Consider the following 20,128-nt stretch of genomic DNA (forward strand, 5'->3'; position numbering starts at 1 on the left):
GAGCGGGACCCCAGGCGCTGCGCGCCTGGGAAGGGAACCGCCTCGCTGCGCTCGGCGGAGGTCCGCTTCGCGGACCCAGAGCCGGCCCTACGGGCCGGGGTTCCTCCGCTTCGCTCCGGAACAGGAAGTTCGGCCGCCTCGCTGCGCTCGGCGGGGCTCCGCTTCGGGGAGCCAGAGCCAGCCCTGCGGGCTGGGGTTCCTCCGCTTCGCTCCGGAACCAGGAGTTTCGCCTCGCTGCGCTCGGCGGAGGTCCGCTTCGCGGACACTTAGAGCGCGCCCCTTCGGGGCGGGGTTCCTCCGCTTCGCTCCGGAACAGGGAGTTCAGCCGCCTCGCTGCGCTCGGCGGAGGTCCGCTTCGCGGACCCAGAGCCGGCCCTGCGGGCCGGGGTTCCTCCGCTTCGCTCCGGAATCAGGGGCGGGGCGGTGGACGCGAGAGCGGTGGACGCGGCCCAACTGAGTGTTCCGTCTCGCTCCGCTCAGCGGAGGCTCCGCTTCGCGGAGCCAAGGCCGGCCCTTCGGGCCGGGCGGGAGTCCTTCGCTTCGCTCCGGACGAGAGTTGCTCCGTGTTGTGCGAGGAGCGGGAGCAAGTGGGTTTTGAGCAGTGGGGGCCTGTTTCGTGTCGCTTGCTTGCGGACCGAGAAAGTAGCCAGAACTGTCGGACCCATGATTCCGCTTTGAGGTCTCGTCAGAGCTCTGCTGAGAGGAGTTAACGGCGTTAACGCCGTTAACGGTGTTTGGGGTGGAGTGATTCAAAGTTGGTTGTGGATAGAGATGGGAAATCAGTCAGATTCCATGGGGTTGGTGACTTGGCAGTAGGGATGCGCTCGGGCGGGGTGAGCGGGTGTTGGGGGGTCAGGAAGGTGCGATGGGGAGAGCGTTGGAGACGGCGTTCAGTGCGCGCAGCGCGGCAGGGGACGGCCTATAGAAGGTACGGAGATGCGTTGTAGCAGGTCAGGCGGGGTGCGGGGGGAAAGTTATGTCCCCTCAGGAGGGACATAACTCGGTCGATGTGTCGCTGCTAGGGGGACAGAGCGCTTGCAAAATGTCAGTGGTACTGACGGTATTTGGGCTAAAACGTCGGCTGGGCTGACGTTTTAGCGGGGATGTGTCGGTGAACTGCTGGGGGGCGGGGTGGGGTTGGGTGCGGGGGTGGCGAGAAGACGGTGGGGAGGGGGTGGCTGAGATGTGTCCCTCCTGGGGGGACACAAGACACGCCGAACGTCAACGAGCGTGACACTTGTGTCACCCTTGTTGACATACTCTCCCTGCAGATCAACGAAGTGGAGAGCAGCCTCGTGTCATCAGAGCCACAACGGCGTCGGCGGAGTCCCGCGGGTGCGCCGCGTCCTGATCTCCCCGTTGATGATGCGATCTCGGCGTGGAGTCAGCCGCTGGCTCCGGTCAAGGACCTGGACAGCCTGGCGAAGCGGTACCCGAGCCGGAAGCTGACGCTGGACGGCGAGCGGAAGCCGCTGGAGTTCTACGGGACGCAGAATCAGCCGAATGCGTTCTCGATGGACAGCCTGGAGTTCTTCCTGGTTATCGCCCAGTACTTCCGGGAAGCCTTGCCGTTGAGGCTGATCCTGCTGCTCATCGCGTGCCAGCGAGCGGGGGGGCGGATTCCTCTTACGCAGGAGGAGATGGCTACCATCCTTGACGTCAGCCGGACAAAGACGTCGGAGGCGCTGCACACCGTCATGTCTCATGGGATCGTCTTCAAGGTGCGGCGGGGCGTGTATCAGTTCAACCCGCCCTACAGTTACCGGGTGGCGGAGTTCATCCCTGGTACGGAGATGACGGGTGAGTTCGTGAAGGTGGAGCAGCACAGCACCATCTCGCAGATTCGCAGCGACACGAGCCTGCCGGACCTGGTGAGGTTCCCGTCGCTGGACCACATGCGTCAGGCCATCGAGGGACTGCGGGCCGAACGGGCCAAAGAGCGCGCTGCGCGTCGGCTGAGCCGGGCGAAGCGCACGGAAGAAGGGACAGCTCAGTGAGCACCTTGCGATTCGCTGCGGTCAACGCCGACGGGCTTCTCTCCGACCTCGACCTGCCGCCTGCGGCCTACCGTGTCCTGCTGAAGCTGCGTTCGCTGAGCGAGCCGGGTGGGCGCATCCTCATCGACCAGGCCACCGTCGGGGGGCTGCTGGAGCTCAGCCGGCCCAGCGTCAATGCCGCGCTGCGGAGCCTGGAGCTCGCGAAGCTGGTGCGGAAGGTTCGGAACGGGGTTTATCAGATCAACCCCATGCTGGCCGGGTACAACTCGTTCGAGGACGCTGTCGCCGCCGTGAACGACATGGCGGCCGATGAGCGGCTCGACGCGCGGGGGTATGTCGCCAGCTACCACCAGGCGGTGGCGGCGTATCAGGACCAGCTGGCCGAGCAGCGGAAGAAGCGGGCCGCGCAGGCCGCGGCGAAGAAGGCCGCGGAGTCGAAGCGGCGGAGGACGTTGCACGCCGTGGGGTGAGAGTTTCCTTGGCGGGCCCTGGTGGGGCTTGTGGCGGGTGTTGGAGGGTCCCGGGGTATCCCGGGACCCTTTTGGGTTTTGAGGGGCCGTGGAGGGCTGTGGGGGGCCTTGAGGGGCGGCCTCTGTTTAGAACGCGAAGTCGACGTAGTCGATGTCCGTGAATTCGACCAGGAGGCTCGTGGCGCGGGCGCCGTTGTCCTTGAAGTAGATCTCCTGGAGGGCTTCGGCGGCGATCTGTTGGAGTTGGGGCTCGGCGGCGCCGGCCTCCTGGGCGGCGAAGAGGCGGGCCGCGTACTCCGGGGGGAGGTGCTGGGTGATGCGGCGCATGCGGCCGTCGTCGGTGGTGCCGGGGGCCGCGGTGAAGCCGAAGCGGGCGCGGGTCTCGATGACGAGGCCGGTGGTCTTGGCGGCCTTGGCGCGGGCGCGCTTGCGGACCAGGGGCTGCCAGCGGCGGCGTACTTCGGTTTCCAGGCGGGCGGCGAGGTCTGGTTTGGGCTGCTTGATCTGGTTCTTGATGTAGCGCTCGACCGTGCGCTGGGAGATGCCGAGTGTCGTGGCTGCTGCCCTGGTTGATTTGAGCTGCTTTACGAGGAAGCGCATCTGGGCTCCCGCCGACTTGGGGATGGGGCGGGTGAAGTGCTGTTCGTCGGCCCGGGAGAGGCTGTCGGAGATTTCGGACATTTCTATTCTCCGTCTGCCGCTGCGTCGTGGCCCTTGATGTGGCGGGCCGGGTTGAGTCCTTCGTCGAGCATCTGGACGGCCCAGAGGAGGGGCTGGGTGCCCTCGTGCTTGACCATGCCGGGGCTGACGCCCAGGCGGAAGCCGCCGGGGAGGGGTTTTCCTTCGGGGGTGTGCGGGAGGAAGTCGAGGGGGCTGGGGCCGTCCGAGAGGTAGACCGCGCAGTCGGAGAGGACCGCGATGGGGTGGAGGTCGGCCGTCTTGGCGAGTTTGAGCATCTTGCGGTGCATGTTGACGCGGGCCGTGGAGATGACGGCCGCGCGGATGTCGGGGCGCCAGGTGGGGCGTTCGAGGGCGGGCCAGGCTTCGCCGGGGCGGTAGGCGGCGCCCTGGGGGCGTTCGCGGAGTTTGCCGATGCCGCCCTTGACCGTGGACTTGATCGCCGAGAGGACGGACGTGGAGATGTGGCCGCCGGGGCGGGGTTCCTTGTGGGTCGACATGGCCTGGAGGAACGCCGGTTCCGTGAGGGACGGGGTGACGCCGAGGTCCGCCATCGTGGCCATGTAGGCGTCGCGGAGGCGGGTGTACCAGGCGTCGAGGTACGGGCCGTTGTCCGGGCGGATCCAGGCTTCGGTGGGGCGGACGTCGTGGCCGAGCTCCTGGGCGTAGGCGAGGGTCGGGGTCGCGTACCAGGCGGGGCCGGTGGGGGGTTTGCCGTGGGGGGTGAAGGGGTTGGGGAGGCGGGGGTCGAGTTCGACGTCGAGGGAGGAGAGGTCCGCCAGCCAGCAGCCGGGGAGCTTGGGGTCGAAACGGGGGCGGGCGGTGTGGGTCGCGGGGCCCAGGCCGACGAGGAGGCGGTTCGCGGCGGCGGCGAAGGCCATGTTCACGTCGATGCCGACGGCGTGGGTGCGGGCGCACTCGGCGTCGGTGAGGAGTTGTGGGTCGCGGATCCAGTCGTAGGCCTCCTCGTCGAGGACCTGGTCCGGGGTGCGCTGGTGGGAGCGGGGGTAGAGGGCGGCGACGACGGGGTGCTCGTCGGGGGCCTCCGGGGGCGCGGGGTCGACGGGGTGGGTGAGGGAGCCGGGGAGCGGGGCCGATACCCAGGTGTTGGTCGCCTCGTCGCGTACGGCGCGGGTGGGGGGACGCAGGGCCGTCATGAGTTCGAGGCCCGTGACGGCCGTGGAGCCGCGGGGGGTGAGGACGCGGGCGGCGTAGGTGGTGAGCAGGGCGGCGAGTTCGGGGGCCGGGAGCTCGGCGGTGTCCTCGCCCCAGGCGCGGGGGTCGAGGGCGCCCCAGGGGAGGACCGCGAGCTGGACGCACTGGCGGCCCGTGGTGGGGGTGGCGGGGCGGTAGATGCGGGGCCAGGGGCCGAAGCCGCGTCGGGTGAGCTGCCACTTGTGCTTGGTGAGCTGCTTGATGACGGGGTGGTTGTCGGGGAGGCGGAGGGCGCGGCGGTCTTCGAGGGTGAGGGGGAGTCCGAGGCCTTCCAGGGCGGGGGCGGTGAGGACGAGGAGGGGGTCGCCGTCCTTGCCGTTGCGGTGGAGGCGGGGGGAGCGGAGGTTCGCCTCGGTGAGGGCCCAGGTGAGGAGGGCGGGGAGGCCGCCGGTGGTGGGGTGGTCGAGGATGAGGCCTGCGGTGGCGTGGGCCTGGCCCGTGCCGTCCAGGACGGCCAGGGGGCCGTTCCCTTCCAGGGGGGTGGGGGGGTGGGGGTGCGGCTTGGTGGGGGCCTGCGGCGCTGTTCCCCTACCCGCCCCTTCCCGAGACGGGGGCTCCGCTCCAGGCCCCGGGGTGTTAACGCCGTTAATGGGGGAGTGGGCTTCCCGTGACTGGGGCTCCGTGCCAGGGGTGGGGGCGTTAACGGCGTTAACGGCGTTAACGGCGTTAACGGCGTTAAGGGGGATGAGGGGTTGGGCTTCCGGAGAGTGGGGGGCCGGCTCGGGTGCCGGGGCGTTAACGGCGTTAACGCCGTTAACGGGGGTGGGGGATTCGGCGGGGTCGAGGGGGTGGAGGGCGGAGAGGCCTTCCAGGAGGCGGGCGTAGGCGGCTCGTTTGGGGGGGCGGGGGGAGGTGCGGCCGGTTTCCCAGGAGGTGACCGTTTCGCGGCGGACGTTGAGGGCCTTGGCGATCTGGTCCTGGCTCAGGCCGGCGGCCTCGCGGAGGCGCTTGCGCTCGTCCGGGTGCGGGAGCGGGTCCTGGGCCACTTCTTCGAGCAGGGCGTCGACCGCTGCGAAGAGGCCCTCCTGCTCGGAGTCCTCCGAGGGGCTGTTACGGGTGTTTCGGGTGTTCGGCATCGGTACCTCCGTAGGGAGCCTATGCGAAACGCACCGTAGAACGCACATGAAACACACGTGGGGGCGTTAACGGCGTTAATGCCGTCAGCGCCCCCTGCGTGGGTGGTGCCTCAGATGCGGAGCATGAGGAGTTCCGTGACGGCCTTGAGGTCGTCCGGGGTGAGGTGGGCCGTGAGGGCGTCCGCGATCGTTTCCGGGGAGATCGTGGAGATGGTGATTCGGGGAGTGGGGGTGGGGGTGGGGGGTGGTGCGGGTGTGGTGGGGGGCGGCGGAGTGGGGGGTGTGGGGTGGGTGCGCTGGCGGGGGGGATTAACGGCGTTAACGGTTTCCTCCGCGGCGGCCTGCTGGGCCTCCTGGGGGAGGCGGCCGATGCGGCGGGCCGGTTCCACCTTGAGTTCGCCCGACTCGACCTTGTCCTGGAGGGTGGGGGTCAGGTTGAGGAGGGTCAGGCGCTGGGAGACCCAGGCCGGTGTTTTGCCGAGGCGCTTGGCGACCTGGGCCTGGGAGCCGTGGACGTCGACGAGCTCCTGGAGGGCGCGGGCCTGGTCCATGGGGGCGACGTCGACCCGGTGGATGTTGGCGATCAGGGCCGATTCGAGGATGTCCGAGGACGAGGCCGCCAGGGCGTCGTTGACGTGGATCTGGATTGATTTGAGGCCGGCCAGGTGGGCCGCCGCCAGGCGCCGGTTGCCGTCGATGACGACGTACGGGGCGCGGCCCAGGCCGTCGGTCGCGCCCGGGTGGGCCTCCATGAAGGCCATGCGGGTGGCGACCGCCAGGGGTTGGAGCTGGCCCCGGGCGGTGAGGGAGGCCGCCAGCTCTTCGAGCTCCGTGAGGTCCTCGCGGAGGTTGAAGGGGTTGTGGGCGAGGGCCTCGATGGGAACCTCGGACGGGGGGACCACCCCGGAGGTGGGGGCGCCCGTCGCTTCGGCGATGGCCGCGCGGCGGGAGCTGACGCCGGCCGGCTGGGCCCGGGCGAAGGATGCCGAGACGCCGAGCTTGTCGGCCTTGCTGCTCATGAGATCTCCCGGGCGAGGGCGCGCAGGGCGACGGCTTGGTCGCCCTTGGGGGCGTAGACGAAGAGGGGCTGCTTCACGCGGACCGCTTCGCGCTGTTCCTTCAGGTCGGGAACGACGGCGACGACGCGGGGATCCTTTATGTCCAACCAGGCCTGGAGGGAGGAGGTCGCGATGTAGCCGCGGCGGCCGTCGTAGAGGTTCACGACCAGGCCGAGGTAGTCGATGTCGAGGCTGAGGTCGTCGCGCAGGTCGTTGATCTGGGAGGTGAGGAGGTCGTAGGCGTCCGCAGAGGAGTCCTCCGCCTGTACGACGATCAGCGCGCCGGAGGCGCCGGGCTGTTCGGTGTCGCGACGGCGGCCGTAGTAGATGGCGGCGTCCATGCTCAGGCCGAGGCTCGGGGGACAGTCGACGAGGATGACGTCGTAGTCGGACTCGACGGGGGCCAGGGCGCGTTCGAGGGCGGCCTCGCGGGCGCGGACGGTGGAGAGGCGGACGTCGAGGAGGAAGGCGTCCGTGCAGGCGGGGAGCAGGTGGAGGCGGTCCCCGAAGCGCTCGTGCTCGATGGGGGCGATCAGGTCCTTGAGGGGGCCCTTGGCTTCGCCCGCCATGTGGCAGGTGAGGCTGTCGCCGCCGATGGGGAGCGGGAGCTGGCCGAGCTGCTTGGTGAGGTGGCCCTGGGGGTCGAAGTCGATGAGCAGGACGCGCATGCCCAGGCCCGGGAGGTCCTCCAGGTCCAGGGGGGAGGTGGCCGCCGGGTCCGGCTGGTCGTCCTCGGTGGTGAGGCGGGCCAGTTGGCGGGCGATGCGGACCGGGTGGAGGGTCGCGGGGTCCTCGGCGAGTGCCTCGGCCGTGCCGGCGGTGATGGCGGTCTTGCCGACGCCGCCCTTCTGGTTGCACACGATGATGCGGCGGACCACGGAGGGGCGTACGACGGAGGGAGCCGGGTTCAGCTCCAGCCAGAGCCGTACGGACTGGGCGAGCCCCTGGATGAGGGAGACGCCGCGGTGCTTGGAGTCGGTGCGGAAGGACTCCCACTGGCCCGCGGGGAGCCAGGTGGAGAACGATTCGGCGCCGGAGGTGTCGACGGGGGAGGGGGATGAGGCGAGGGCGCTCCACTGCGCGATGCCCTGGTGGACGGCGTCCTGGATGTCCACCCGCAGTTGGGCGGTGCGGATTTTCAACTCCTGGCGCAGCCACGGGGGGAGCTTGGAGACGACCTTCTCTCGGTCGCTCTGAGACGAGGGCGAAGTCATGAGAGGGACTTTACTAACGTTCTCGGGTGTTCGTGGGTGCCACGCTTGAGTTTTGCTAACGAAGTGGCCGCATACGCCGTGGATACGCCACAGGGCGGCCTCGCACCCGCCGTAGCGAGCACCCCCGTGGTTCACCACGGCGTGTGCGAGGCCGCCCTGAAGACGTCGTCAGACGGCGGTCGGGACCTGCGGGCCGAGCTCCGCCCGGCACTCGGGTGAGCCCGTCGGGTCGAAGTGGGGGATGCGGGGCGCGGGCACGATCCCCGGGAGGAGGAAGTTCCAGAGGTCGGCGATCCGGGTGTGCAGGTCCTCGCGGCCCGTGCGCACGTGGGAGGTGACCTGGATGCCGGTGAAAGAGCCGACGAGGAAGGTCGAGAGGTCGTGGACGTCGAGCGACGGCAGTACGTCGCCGCGTTCCTGGGCCGGAGTCAGACAGCCGTGGGCGGTGTCGATCCAGGTGTTGTACGGGGCCGGGTCGGGGTTGGTGAAGGAGCCGAACTCGATGACCAGGCGGATGCCGGCGCGGACGCGGACGTTGGTGCGCAGTCCGTACGCCATCTGGTGGGTGAGGTCGATGACCGTCTGGAGGCCCGGGTTCTCGACGGCGGGGAGGTCCGCGGAGACCTGGAACTGCTCGTCCATCAGGCTGCGGGCGAGGGCTTCCTTGGACGGGAAGTGGAAGTACAGGGCGCCCTTGGTGACTCCGGCGTGCTTGACGACGTCGCTGAGGCTGGTGCCGTCGAAGCCGGACTGGTCGAAGGCGGTGGCCGCCCCGTCCAGGATGGCCTGTCGGGTGATCTCCGCCCGTTCCTGCCTGACCCTCGCCACGTGCGTGTCTCCTGGTGTGTTGGCGTCCGTGCGTCCGGGGCCGGCCTGGCGGGCCTTGCCCTTGTACGGGGGTCAATCTAGGCAGGTATCGGTGAAGAAAACCAGTCGCCCAGTACTTTTTGTGGCGTTGGCGTTGGCGTTGGCGTTGGCGTTAACGGCGTTAACGCCGTTAATGGTCAGGCCCGGGGGGTGCCGCCTTCTCAGGGGGTCGTCGCGGCGGTTTCGGGGGTCGGTGTGTAGGTGGGGAGGGGGAGGGTGGTGACGTCCTCGCCGGCCTTCAGCATCCAGTCGAGGATGCGGCGCCGGCTGAGGAGGCCGTTGCGCAGGCGCAGGCCGAGCTTCGTGCCGGGCGCGAGGAAGGGGCCCGTACGGTCGCCGCTCTTCTGGCAGCCCTGGGCGTAGGGGCGCAGGAGGGACTCGTAGCGGGCGAAGGCGGCCCGGTGGTTCTGGGGTGAGCGGGAGAGCTCGCCCGCCAGGACGTACGCCGCCACGATCCCGGTGCCGGTGCCCATGCCGCCGATGGTGGCGCCGCAGGCGGCGTCGCCGACGAGGGCGATCCGGCCGGTGGACCAGGTGGGGACGTCGGCGCGGCTGATGGAGTCGAAGTAGAGGTCGTCGGCGTCGGCCAGGGAGTCGAGGAGGTGGTCGACCTTCCAGGGGAGGTCTGCGAAGGCCTGCTTGAGGATCGCTTTGTGGGCTTCGGGGTCGTGGCGGTCGTACGTGAGCTCGGGGGAGGCGAAGACGAGGAAGGCGGCGGCGCGGGTGGGGTCGGTGCGGGAGGCGCTGACGCTGGCCAGGCGGCCGGGGGCGTTGTAGGCGGTGGATCCCGTGGATCCCGTGGATCCCGTGGGGCTCACCGCGGTGCGGGGGCTGAGGGCCGGGTGGTTGGGGAGGGTCCAGGTGGCGGCGTAGTGGCCCAGGTGGGTGACGTGGTCGGACTCCGGGCCGAAGGCGAGGCGGCGGACGTGGGAGTGGAGGCCGTCGGCGCCGATGACGAGGTCGAAGGTGCGGGGCGGGGCGTTGTGGAAGGTGACGTCCACGCCGGTGGGGGTTTCGGTGAGGGAGGTGATCGAGTCTCCGAAGAGGTACTCGGTGGTGGGGAGGGAGGCCTCGTGGAGGACGAGGGAGAGGTCGCCGCGCAGGACTTCGATGTCGCCGCCGGCGAACTCGGCGGGGAGGTGGAGCAGCGGGTTGTCTTCGGCGTCGACGAAGGTCATGGGGCTGCCGCCGGTCTGGATGCGGCGGAGCTCGTCGAGGATGCCCATGCGGTCGAGGACGGAGAGGTGGGTCTCGCCGCGGAAGTCGACGGCCTGGCCGCCGGGGCGGAGGGCGGGGGCGAGTTCGACGACGGTGGGGCGGAAGCGGTGGCGGCCCAGCCAGTGGGCCAGGGCGGGGCCGGCGATGCCGGCGCCGGAGATGAGGACGGTGCGGATCTGGGGCATGGCGGGATCCTTTGAGTAACTGTGTCTGGTGGACACTGAAGCGATAGTGTGTACGGTAGACGCAGTTTTGGGGCGAGCGCAAGGGATCGAGCCGGTGGTGGATGAGCAGCGGGATGCGGGTGCGGGTGCGAGTGCGGCGGTGCGGTTGTTGTGGGGGCCGCCGCCGGGCAAGCCGGCGCGGGGGCCGAAGCGGGGGTTGACGCTGGAGGGGATCGCGCTGGCGGGGGTCGGGATCGCCGATGCGGAGGGCTTGGGCGCGGTGTCGATGCAGCGGGTGGCCGGGGAGCTGGCGGTCACGAAGATGGCGCTGTACCGGTATGTGCCGGGGAAGGCTGAGCTGGTGGCGCTGATGGTGGAGGCCGCCATGCCGGTCCCGGTCCCGGATTTGGTGCCGGGGCCTGCGGCTGCGGAGTTGGCGGGTGGGTGGCGGGAAGGGCTCGCGGTGTGGGCGCGGGAGTTGTACGAGGGGTTCCGGCGGCATCCGTGGCTGTTGGAGGCGACGGTCGGGGCGCGGGTGATGGGGCCGCGGGAGCTGGGGTGGATGGAGCGGGCGCTCGCGGCGCTGGACGGGTGCGGGTTGAGTGGGGCCGAGGCGATGGACGCGGTGGTGCTCGTGGCCGGGCATGTACGGGGGATCGCGGAGCAGGAGCGGGCGGCGGCCGGGTCTGCGGGGGCGGGGCCGGATGCGCAGCTCGCGGCGATGTTGGGGGAGGTGATGCGGGTGCACGGGGAGCGGTTCCCGGCGCTCGGGGCCGCGTTGGCCTCGGTGGCCGAGCACGGGGGGCAGGACCAGGCGCTGGAGTTCGGGCTGGAGCGGATCCTGGACGGGCTCGGGTTGCTGGTGTCCCGGCGGGCGGGTGGGGGAGGGGGTCGGCGTTAACGGCGTTAACGCCGTTAACGGTCGGGCGGGTCGAGCGGTGGAGGGCAGGCGGCGCCTTAACGGCGTTAACGGCGTTAACGGCGTTAACGGCGTTAACGGCGTTAAGGGTCGCGGGTGGGTGATCGGCCGGGCGGCGCGTGGCGTTAACGGCGTTAATGCCGGTGGGGATGGACGCGCTGCGTCCAGGCCGGACGGCCCCGGCGGTGGGGAGCGTTAACGGCGTTAACGGTGGGACCGGCGGAGCCTCGGGCGGCAGGGCGTCACTGTCGGGCGGGCATTAACGGCGTTAACGCTGGGGCTGGGCGGAGCCTCAGGCGCCGGACACCGTTAACGGCGTTAACGATGGGGCTGGGTGGAGTCTTGGGGGCCGGGCACCGTTAACGGCGTTAACGGTGGAGGGCTGGGCGGCTGGGTGCTGGGTGGGCGTTAACGGCGTTAATGCCGTTGGGGGTCCGGCGGGGCACCCCGGCCGGACGGCCTGGTGGTGGGGGAGCGTTAACGGCGGGCCCGGTGGAGCCTCGGGCGGCAGGACGTCTCTTAACGGCGTTAACGGTCGAGGGGTGGTTGTCGGGCGGGCGATAACGGCGTTATCGATGGGGCTGGGTGGAGTCTTGGGGGCCGGGCACCGTTAACGGCGTTAACGGTGGGGGGCTGGGCGGCTGGTTGCTGGGTGGGCGTTAACGGCGTTAATGCCGTTGGGGGTCCGGCGGGGTGCCCAGGCAGGGACGGCCTGGCGGTGGGGGAGCGTTAACGGCGTTAACGGTGGGTCCGGTGGAGCCTCGGGCGGCTGGGTGTCCCTTAACGGCGTTAACGGTCGAGGGGTGGTTGTCGGGCGGGCGTTAACGGCGTTAATGGTGGCCGTGCGTGCAGTGCCGGGGGGTGGGCGCGGCGTTAACGCCGTTAACGGGTTGTCCAGCCGCCGTCGACCGAGAGGGTCGTGCCCAGGACGAACGAGGCGCGGTCGCTGCACAGCCAGGCGGCCGACTCGGCGATTTCGGCGGGGCTGGCCATGCGGGGGAGGGGGGCCGACTGGAGGAGGACCTCCTCCATCGCCGGGTTCTCCTTGAGCCAGGCGTCGATCATCTCGCTGCGGGTGGCGCCGGGGGCGATGGCGTTCACGCGGATGCCCTGGGCGGCGTACTCGCAGGCGGCGGCCTTCGTGAAGCCCAGGACCGCGTGCTTCGACGCGATGTACGTCGCCGTCACCGGGGTGGCCACCAGGCCGGCGGTGCTGCTGTTGTTCACGATCGAGCCGCCGCCGGTGGTCAGCATGGCGCGGATCTCGTGGCGCATGCAGTTCCAGACGCCGCGGACGTTCGTGTCCATGACGCTGTCGTACGTCTCCTCTTCGAGGAGGTGCATGGGCTTGGGGGTCGCGCCGATGCCCGCGTTGTTGAAGGCCGCGTCGAGCCGGCCGTACGTGGCGACGGCCGCGTCGACCGCTCGGGCCACGTCCTCGGTGCGGGAGACGTCGGCGACCACGTACTGGGCTCGGTGGCCGGCGGCGCGCAGTTCCTCGGTGAGCTCGGCGAGCTGCGGCTCGCGGCGGGCCACGAGGGTCACCGAGGCGCCCTCGCGGCAGAACACGCGGGCGGCGGCCGCCCCGATGCCGGCGCTCGCGCCCGTTATCAGCGCTGATTTGCCCGCCAGTAGAGATTTACTTGATCCCAGCGTCACCGCGCGACCGTAACACGGTGGAATGGGGCGCGTGATGAAGAGTGAGATCCAGAGCGTGCTGGTGACCGGAGCTGCCGGGTTCGTCGGGTCGCTCGTCGTCGAGCGGCTGGTGAAGGACGGGGTGCGGGTGCGGGCGCTGGTCCATCGGGCCGACGTGCCGCCGGGGGTGGAAGGCGTACGGGGGGACTTGGCGCGGCCCGGATCGTTGCGGGGGCTGTGCGAGGGCGTCGGCACGGTGCTGCATCTGGCCTCGCGGATCGGGGGGACGCCGCAGGAGTGCCGGGCCGTGAACGTGGAGGGGACGCGGGCGCTGCTCGCGGAGGCGGAGCGCGCCGGGGTGCGGCGGATCGTGCAGTTGGGGACGGCGGCCGTGTACCGGGACGGGGCGCACCGGGGTGCGGCGGAGGGGGAGCTGCCCGAGGAGCCGGCGTCGGTGACCAGTGTGACCCGGCTCGGTGGGGAGCGGCTGGTGCTGTCGGCCGGGGGGACGGTGTTGCGGCCCCATCTCGTGTACGGGCGGGGCGACCGCTGGGTGGTGCCCTCGCTGGTGCAGTTGCTCGCACGCTTGCCGCACTGGGTGGACGGCGGGCGGGCCCGGATGTCCCTGGTGTCGGTGGACGCGCTGGCGGATGCGCTGGCGGAGCTGGCCGTACGGGAGGAAGGCGCGGGCGGCGGCGTGCTGCATGCCGGTCACCCCGAGCCGGTGACCGCGCGGGAGATGGTGGAGACGGTCGTACGGGCGCTCGGGCTGCCGTTGCCGGCGGGGGACGTGGACGTGCCTGGGGCGCTGGAGTTGCTGGGGGGCCCAGGGGAGCCGGATCCGGTGCTGCGGCGACGCGTCTCGCTGCTCGCGGTGGACCACTGGTACGACAGCGGGCGGTTGTGGGGGCAGCTGGAGGCTTCGCCCGGGCCGCGGTTCGCGGAGGCGTTCGGCCGGTACGCCGACTGGTACCGGGCGGAATCGGCGGTCTGAGGCGGCCTAGGCGGCCTGGGCGGCGCCGGTCACCGTGGAGTGGAAGACGGTGCGTCCCTCCTGGTGGCCGGTGACCACGACGTGGCCGGGGGAGACGAGGGCGGCGTCGACCCAGCAGGGCGCGTCCAGTTCGGCATAGTGGTGGAACTCGGTGGCGACGCCCGAGGGGGTGAAGCCGCCGGGGGCGTGGAGTCCGCAGGCGGCCTGGCGGGCGGCCTCGACGAGGACCATGCCGGGGTGGTGGTCGTTGGCGTGCTCGAAGAGGATCGGGTGGTCGAGGTCGGGGCTCAGCTGCCAGCGGCCCGGCCGGTCGGCGGCGGCGAGGACCACGTCGAAGGGCAGCAGCCGGCCGGCGGAGGCGGCGGCGATGGGCGTACGGCGGGCCAGCGGACGGGTTAAGCCCATGACGCCGCGCTCGCCGCGCAGCCGGCGGTACGTGGCGGGGGCCACGCAGCTGAAGCGGGCGGTGCCGGAGCCGGCGAGTTCGCCGTTGCGGCGGATGTCCACTTCGAGGAAGCCGGAGAAGCGGTTGCCCTTCCAGCCGAAGTCCGTGCACACGGCGGTGATGTCGAGGTCGCTCGGGCTGCGGCCTATGCGCAGCCGCTCGGGGCGGGAGGTGAAGTCGAGGCTCCAGAGCAGGACGTTGTGGCCGAGGGGGACCCCGTAGACGGCGTGGCAGAGGTAGAGCCCCACCTGGCGGATGGTCTCGCCGGCCTGGACCGGGTCGTGGCTGGTGCCGTCGGCGCTGGTGAAGAAGGTGTGGGCGCGGGGCCACTGCCCGGCGAGCGAGAAGGAGTCCACGCCGATGCGGTCGCAGCCGGTCAGGAACACCTCGGCGAGGGAGCTGCGGTGGACGTACTCCCTGGGCACCGTGGTGGTCAGTCCGCGGGCGTCGTTGCAGCGCATCCATGGTTCTCCGGCCTCCGCCCCCGGCAGAGGAAGGACGGGCGCGTTGTTCCGGATCGTCAGCATGGTCATGGACTTCTCCCAAGGAGCCGTTTGACGGATGGGATGGCGTGCGCTCGCGAGACGCAAGATACGTACTCTCCGGTTTTGTTTGCAAGGTACGAAGGGGGTGTGGATATGGCTTCTGTACGGGCTCCGACAGGTGCGGGACAGGGATTGCGGACGTTCCGCATGACGCCGACCAGCAGATATCAGGGTGGCGGATACGGGCCGTGGCGCGGCGGCTTACATCCCAAGTGAGAGCCGGTCTTCCGGTCATATGCGCCGGTCTGACAGGGGGTTGGCACCTGTCGTTCAATCAGGGGAATTCGGACGATCTTCGAGTCGTCGACACGGGGTCGACCAGGCCCCGAAAACCATTGGCAGGCGGGGCGGGTCGTGTCAGACTCGGGGCCGCCGCCGGTAAAACAAGAACCGGATGGGCGGTTTTGAACTGCAGGGCGTGGACACTCCGCTGCTCCCTGTCGCCGACATGCCGCCGTCCATCCAGGAGAGCTTTGAGATGAACCGTCAGTGCCCGATTGCGATCGATGTCTCCGGTGCGGACGTGCACGCCGAGGCAGCACTCATCCGCGAACAGGCGCCCGCGACGCCCGTCCTGCTGCCGGGCGGTGTGACCGTCTGGGCCGTCAACCGGCAGGCCGACATACGCAGGCTGCTGGTGGATCCGCGGGTGTCGAAGGACGCGTACCGCCACTGGCCCGCGTGGATCAGCGGGGAGGTCGGCGCCGAGTGGCCCCTCGCCATCTGGGTCTCCGTGCAGAACATGATCACCGCCTACGGCGCCGAGCACACGAGGCTGCGCAAGCCGGTCGCCACCGCCTTCACCGCGCGGCGCGTCGCCGGCATGCGGCCGAGGATCGAGGAGGTGGTGGACGAGCTGCTCGACCGGCTGGCCGCGCTGCCGCCGGGTCAGGTGGTGGATCTGCGGACGCAGTTCGCGCACGAGCTGCCGACGCGGATCGTCTTCGAGCTGTTCGGGATCCCGGAGCGCTCGTGGGCTCCCCTGCACAAGATCATCAACGGATTCTTCGACACGACGATCACGGCCGAGGACGCGCAGCAGAACGCGGCGGACCTGGACGTCACGATGGCCGACCTGGTCGCCCACCGGCGCGAGCACCCCGGGGACGACATCACCAGCGTGCTGATCGCGGCCCGGGACGCCGACGGGGAGGAGGAGCGGGCGGAGCTCGGCGAGAAGGAGCTGGTCGACAACCTGATCCTGCTCTTCACCGCCGGGTACGAGACCTCCGTCAACCTCATCTGCACGGCGCTGCACGAACTGCTCCGCAACCCCGACCAGCTGGCGCTCGTACGGGAAGGGCTCGCCTCCTGGGAGGACGTGGTCGAGGAGGCGCTGCGGATCGAGTCGCCGGCCTCGTACGGGCTGCTGCGGTTCGCGGTGGAGGACATCGACATGGGCGAGGGGGTGGTGATCCCGCAGGGCGACCCGATCATGGTGTCCTTCGGCTCGGCCGGGCGGGACCCGGCCGTGCACGGGGCGGACGCGGACCGGTTCGACGTCACCCGGGAGACGCGCGGGCAGCACCTGTCCTTCGGGTTCGGGACCCACTACTGCCTGGGCGCGACCCTGGCGCGGCTGGAGTGCGGGATCGCGGTGCGGCGCTACTTCGAGAGGTTCCCGGAGACGGTCGTGGTGGCTCCGGATGCGGGGGAGCTGCCCCGGGTGGAGTCGTTCATCTCCAACGGGCTGCGGGAGTTGCCGGTGGTGCTCGGGGGCCGGGCCGCGAGTGACTGATTGATCACGGGAGCGCTGCGTCTGGCCTGCTTGAAAAAAATCGGACCTTCTGGTTGGTTTTAGTGGGGTGGTGGGATCCTGCATGCGGATCCCACCGGAACGACCCACGGACAACGGAGGCACCCGTGGCACGGCAGGAGCGTGCGGTACGTACGCGTCGCGCGATCTTGGAAGCGGCAGCGGCGGTCTTCGACGAGCGCGGCTACGACGCGGCCACCATCGCGGACATCCTCTCCCGGGCGGGTGTCACCAAGGGCGCCCTCTACTTCCACTTCTCCTCCAAGCAGGAGCTGGCCCAGGGCGTGCTCGACGAGCAGTTCGCCGAGGGCGGGGTGCCGCACCGGGAGAGCAAGCTCCAGGAACTCGTCGACGTCGCGATGGTGTTGGCGTACCGGATGAAGCGCGAACCCATGCTCAGCGCGGGTGCCCGGCTCTCTTTGGGGCCGGGCATGCGCGAGGTCTTCGGCGGGGGCTCGGTGCCGGGCTGGATCGAGTTCACCCGGACCCTGCTGGTCCAGGCGAAGGAGCAGGGCGAGCTGCTGCCGCACGTGGATCCCGCCGAGACGGCCTGGATCCTCTCCGCCTGCTGGACGGGCGCGCAGATCTACTCGCAGACCCTCAGCGACCGCGCGGACATAGAACAGCGGGTGTCCGCCGTCTACCAGCACATCTGCCCGAGCATCGCGACGCCGGCGATGCTCGGCAGGCTGGACATGGCCCCTGACCGGGGGGAACGGGTGACCGCGGAGATGGGGCTCGGGCCGGGTCCGGGCGCGGTGCAGGAGCCTGAGCCGGCGTTGTCCTGAGGCCGCTCCGGCGGTGGCGGTCGGGGCCTGGCGGGGCCGGGGGGCTGCGGGGTTGTGGCGCCTGAGGGGTCTGCGGGGTATCCGGGGTATCCGGGGCTTCTCCGTTTCCTTCTGCGTCTTCTGTGTCCTCTGCGTTTTCCGTGTCGGCCGGGTGTGGTGGGGCCGGTCGGCTCCAGTGGGACGCGAGTCGGGCTCCGGTGGTGCCGCCGACTGTGGCTGTAAAGATCTTGTACCCCCTTGTGCAAACCGCGTTGGCGGTTTGTGGAGACTCCATGGTCAAGCAGGAGCGTGCCGCTCGCACGCGGGCAGCTCTGGTTCGGGCGGCCGCGGAGGTGTTCGCCGAGCAGGGATTCGTCACCGCGTCGATCGCGGTGATCAGCCGCCGGGCCGGGGTGAGCGCCGGGGGGCTGCACTTCCACTTCGGCAGTAAGGCCGCGCTCGCGCAGGCCGTCGAGGACCGGGCGGCGCAGGAGCTGCGGGGGATCACGGTCGGGGCGGCGGGTGCGGGTGCGGGGTCGGTTCTGGGGGCCGGGGCGGCTGCGGCTGGGAGCGCTCTGCAGGTGCTGGTTGATTCCACGCATGCCCTGATGGCCCTCCTCGCGCAGGACGTGGTGGTGCGGGCCGGCTTCGGGTTGTGCGTGGACGCCTCCTGGAACGGCGGGGTCGACCTGCGCCGGCAGTGGCGCCTGTGGGTCGAGGAGACCGTGGCGGCCGCGGCGCGCGAGGGGTCCCTTGCCGACGGGCTCTCCCCACAGGACGCGGCGCGTGGGGTGGTGGCCGCGACCGTGGGGCTGGAGGTCCTGGGCGCGTACGAGCGGGAGTGGGTCGCGCCGCACACCCTCACCCGGTTCTGGACGCTGATGCTGCCGCTGCTCGCGGCCGACGGGACCTTGGGCCGGCTGATGCCGCAGGGGTCGGCGGGGCTGCTGGGGAGCGTTGTGCCGTCGGACGAGGGCTTCGGATCAGACTGACTGGTCTCTTTGCGGTGGGGCGCGCCGTGCTCCTGTGGCCCTTGTTGAGGGGCGGTTGAGTCCGTCTGGGGCGGTTTCGTGGGGGCGGGAGGTGCGTGAAGTCCCAGGTCGCAGTGGGTTCTTGAGTGGTGGTGGGGTATCGCTGGTCCCCAAAACAGCGCGACCGGTTTGGTATTGACAAACCGTCGGTCCTGTTTTCTACTGACTGTGCGACTCATCCAAGGACAGGGGAGTACGGCGTGGACATCGATGTACTGGGCGCGTTGACCGTGCGGGAGAACGGAATCTCCATCACGCCGACCGCCCCCAAGCCCCGGCAGGTCCTGGCGCTCCTGGCCCTCCATGCCGATCAGGTGGTACCCGTATCGGCCCTGATAGAGGAGCTGTGGGCGGGTGAGCCGCCGCGCAGTGCGCGTACGACGCTCCAGACGTACGTCCTGCAACTTCGTGCGCTCATCGCCACCGCGTTAGAGCGGGGTGCGGGTGAGGGTGAGCAGGTGCGGACCGCCAAGGACATCCTGGTCACGCTGCCCGGCGGATATCTGCTGAACAGTGGCGGCGGGACCCTCGACGTGCGGGAGTTCGACCGGCTCGCGGGGACCGGGTACCGCGCGATGGACGCCGGGGACTTCCCCGGCGCGGCGCGGCTGCTGCGGGAGGCGCTGGCCCTGTGGTCCGGGCCGGCCTTCGCCGACGTACAGGGCGGGGTCCAGCTGGACATGGAGACCCGGCGGCTGGAGGAGACGCGGCTGTGCGCTCTGGACCAGCGGATCGAGGCGGATCTGCGGCTGGGGCGGCACCGGGAGCTGCTGGCCGAGCTGACGGTGCTGGCGGCGCGGTACCGGACGCACGAGAACCTGCACGGGCAGTTCATGCTCGCCCTGCACCGGTCGGGGCGGCGGGGCGAGGCGCTGGACGTGTACCAGCGGCTGCGCGGGACGCTGGTGCGGGAGTTGGGGCTGGAGCCGTCCGTGGCGCTGCGGCGCTTGCAGCGGTCGATCCTGATGGCGGGGCCGGAGAGCCTGGCCGAGGCCAATGCGGAGCCCGGGGGCGAGAGGCTCGTTCGGGTCTGAGGTGCGAGGTCTCGGGTCTCGGGTCTGAGGTTTGAGGTCTGAGGTCCGGGTTCTGAGGTCTGGGTTGTGAGGGCTCGGGGCTGGGCTCTGTCGGCGGCGAGGGGAGACGGCTCGGTGCAGGAGAGGTCGGAGCGGACCCGGAGGCGGCTGGTCTGTGCCGGGGCCGAGATGTTCCACCGCAATGGCTACGCCAACGCGACGCTGGGCGAGATCGCGGCCGCGGCCGGGGTGACGAAGGGGGCGCTGTACTTCCACTTCGCCTCCAAGGACGAGCTCGCGGAGGCCGTGCAGCAGCGGGGGTGCGCGCTGTTGCACGATGCGGTGCGGGTGCTGCGTGAGGATGGGGTCTCGCCGTTGCAGGCGCTGATCGACATCACGCACTGGCTGGCGCGGACGCTGCACGAGGAGCCGGCGATTCCGGCGAGCTTCCGGATCACCAAGGAGTGCGGCGGGGTGGGGCCGAGGGGGCCCGTCGGGGCGCGGCCGGTGGTCGTGGACTTCCACGGGGCGTGGATCTCGGCGGTGTGTACGTTGCTCCGGCTGGCGCGGGACGCGGGAGAACTGCCGGTGGCTGGCCGCCGGTGGGAGAGCGCGGAGGCGCTGGTCGCGGCTGCGGCGTGCGGGATCGAGGTCATGTCGGGGACCGGGATGTCGTACGGGGAGTTGCGGGGGAAGGTGGGGGCGTTGTGGGCCCTGCTCCTGCCGAGTCTCGTGGCCGACGGGCGGGAGCGGGAGTATCGGACCGAGGCGGGGTTGCGGATCGGGTTGTGAGGGTCGGTTTTGGGGCTCTGCCCCGGGCCCCCGGCGGGGCTGGGTTTTGGTGCGGCTGGGTGGGCCTGTGCGGCTTAGGGATCGGGGCTCCGCCCCGGGCCCCGCGCCTCAAACGCCGGCGGGGCTGGAAGGTGCGGCGGGGGCTGGAAGGTGGGGCTGGGCTGGGTGGGCGTGTGCGGCTCAGGGATCGGGGCTCCGCCCCGGGCCCCGCGCCTCAAACGCCGGCGGGGCGGGCTCGGGGGGCGCAACCACCCCGCGGCGGGCGGTGGGG

At 70.7% G+C, this 20,128-nt stretch carries 17 protein-coding genes; 9 read left to right on the top strand and 8 right to left on the bottom strand.

What is annotated here, in order from left to right; all coding sequences use genetic code 11:
* Window positions 1–1,280 precede the first annotated feature (1,280 nt).
* Together ACFWBN_RS37855 and ACFWBN_RS37860 are read left to right on the top strand one after the other, a co-directional pair.
* Window positions 1,281–1,997 carry a hypothetical protein gene (locus ACFWBN_RS37855; RefSeq protein WP_385185776.1) on the top strand — a complete coding sequence of 239 codons (717 nt, stop codon included), beginning with the start codon at window positions 1,281–1,283 and terminating at the stop codon, window positions 1,995–1,997.
* Window positions 1,994–2,467, top strand: coding sequence for a MarR family transcriptional regulator (locus ACFWBN_RS37860; protein WP_215016079.1), 474 nt, complete (start codon window positions 1,994–1,996; stop codon window positions 2,465–2,467). Before ACFWBN_RS37855 ends, ACFWBN_RS37860 begins: the two co-directional genes overlap by 4 nt.
* Window positions 2,468–2,593: 126 nt before the next feature.
* Here ACFWBN_RS37860 and tpg read toward each other — a convergent pair whose 3' ends face one another.
* The 6 genes from tpg to ACFWBN_RS37890 form a co-directional block, all read right to left on the bottom strand.
* Window positions 2,594–3,148 carry a telomere-protecting terminal protein Tpg gene (gene tpg / locus ACFWBN_RS37865; RefSeq protein WP_385185779.1) on the bottom strand — a complete coding sequence of 185 codons (555 nt, stop codon included), beginning with the start codon at window positions 3,146–3,148 and terminating at the stop codon, window positions 2,594–2,596.
* A gap of 2 nt (window positions 3,149–3,150) precedes the next feature.
* Window positions 3,151–5,436, bottom strand: a complete 2,286-nt coding sequence (tap, locus tag ACFWBN_RS37870; protein WP_385185781.1) for a telomere-associated protein Tap — start codon at window positions 5,434–5,436, stop codon at window positions 3,151–3,153.
* Between the two features lie 110 nt (window positions 5,437–5,546).
* On the bottom strand, window positions 5,547–6,455 hold the full coding sequence (locus ACFWBN_RS37875) for a ParB/RepB/Spo0J family partition protein (RefSeq protein WP_385185783.1): 909 nt from the start codon (window positions 6,453–6,455) through the stop codon (window positions 5,547–5,549).
* Window positions 6,452–7,708, bottom strand: coding sequence for a ParA family protein (locus ACFWBN_RS37880; RefSeq protein ID WP_385185786.1), 1,257 nt, complete (start codon window positions 7,706–7,708; stop codon window positions 6,452–6,454). The genes ACFWBN_RS37875 and ACFWBN_RS37880 overlap by 4 nt, the downstream gene beginning before the upstream one ends.
* A 168-nt stretch (window positions 7,709–7,876) precedes the next feature.
* Entirely contained in the window at window positions 7,877–8,536 is a 660-nt protein-coding gene (locus ACFWBN_RS37885) for a ScbR family autoregulator-binding transcription factor (protein WP_385185789.1), read from the bottom strand.
* A gap of 200 nt (window positions 8,537–8,736) precedes the next feature.
* Window positions 8,737–9,978: an FAD-dependent monooxygenase gene (locus ACFWBN_RS37890; RefSeq protein WP_385185792.1), complete on the bottom strand. Its 1,242-nt coding sequence runs from the start codon at window positions 9,976–9,978 to the stop codon at window positions 8,737–8,739.
* A 97-nt stretch (window positions 9,979–10,075) separates the two neighbouring features.
* Between ACFWBN_RS37890 and ACFWBN_RS37895 the strand changes: the two genes are divergently transcribed.
* Window positions 10,076–10,858, top strand: a complete 783-nt coding sequence (locus ACFWBN_RS37895) for a TetR/AcrR family transcriptional regulator (RefSeq protein ID WP_385185794.1) — start codon at window positions 10,076–10,078, stop codon at window positions 10,856–10,858.
* 900 nt (window positions 10,859–11,758) lie between these two features.
* Here ACFWBN_RS37895 and ACFWBN_RS37900 read toward each other — a convergent pair.
* Entirely contained in the window at window positions 11,759–12,529 is a 771-nt protein-coding gene (locus ACFWBN_RS37900) for an SDR family NAD(P)-dependent oxidoreductase (protein ID WP_385185817.1), read from the bottom strand.
* Between the two features lie 40 nt (window positions 12,530–12,569).
* On the opposite strand from ACFWBN_RS37900, the gene ACFWBN_RS37905 reads away from it, so the two are divergent.
* Window positions 12,570–13,508 (top strand): NAD-dependent epimerase/dehydratase family protein, encoded by a 939-nt coding sequence (locus ACFWBN_RS37905; RefSeq protein ID WP_385185797.1) that lies wholly within the window; start codon window positions 12,570–12,572, stop codon window positions 13,506–13,508.
* Window positions 13,509–13,514: 6 nt separating this feature from the next.
* Here ACFWBN_RS37905 and ACFWBN_RS37910 read toward each other — a convergent pair whose 3' ends face one another.
* Window positions 13,515–14,486 carry a ScbA/BarX family gamma-butyrolactone biosynthesis protein gene (locus ACFWBN_RS37910; protein WP_385185800.1) on the bottom strand — a complete coding sequence of 324 codons (972 nt, stop codon included), beginning with the start codon at window positions 14,484–14,486 and terminating at the stop codon, window positions 13,515–13,517.
* A gap of 430 nt (window positions 14,487–14,916) precedes the next feature.
* Between ACFWBN_RS37910 and ACFWBN_RS37915 the strand changes: the two genes are divergently transcribed.
* The 5 genes from ACFWBN_RS37915 (at window position 14,917) to ACFWBN_RS37935 (ending at window position 19,857) form a co-directional block, all read left to right on the top strand.
* A complete protein-coding gene (locus ACFWBN_RS37915) occupies window positions 14,917–16,236 on the top strand; it encodes a cytochrome P450 (protein WP_385185803.1) in 1,320 nt (439 codons plus the stop codon).
* 125 nt (window positions 16,237–16,361) lie between these two features.
* Window positions 16,362–17,042 carry a ScbR family autoregulator-binding transcription factor gene (locus ACFWBN_RS37920; protein ID WP_385185806.1) on the top strand — a complete coding sequence of 227 codons (681 nt, stop codon included), beginning with the start codon at window positions 16,362–16,364 and terminating at the stop codon, window positions 17,040–17,042.
* Window positions 17,043–17,314: 272 nt separating this feature from the next.
* Window positions 17,315–18,013, top strand: a complete 699-nt coding sequence (locus ACFWBN_RS37925; RefSeq protein ID WP_385185808.1) for a TetR family transcriptional regulator — start codon at window positions 17,315–17,317, stop codon at window positions 18,011–18,013.
* Window positions 18,014–18,252: 239 nt separating this feature from the next.
* Complete coding sequence (locus ACFWBN_RS37930; RefSeq protein WP_385185811.1) at window positions 18,253–19,086, top strand: BTAD domain-containing putative transcriptional regulator; 834 nt, start codon at window positions 18,253–18,255, stop codon at window positions 19,084–19,086.
* A gap of 114 nt (window positions 19,087–19,200) precedes the next feature.
* A complete protein-coding gene (locus ACFWBN_RS37935) occupies window positions 19,201–19,857 on the top strand; it encodes a ScbR family autoregulator-binding transcription factor (RefSeq protein WP_385185814.1) in 657 nt (218 codons plus the stop codon).
* Window positions 19,858–20,128: the final 271 nt, after the last annotated feature.

Origin of the sequence: Streptomyces sp. NPDC059989 (genome assembly GCF_042736975.1) — a bacterium.
Taxonomy (GTDB): Bacteria; Actinomycetota; Actinomycetes; order Streptomycetales; family Streptomycetaceae; genus Streptomyces.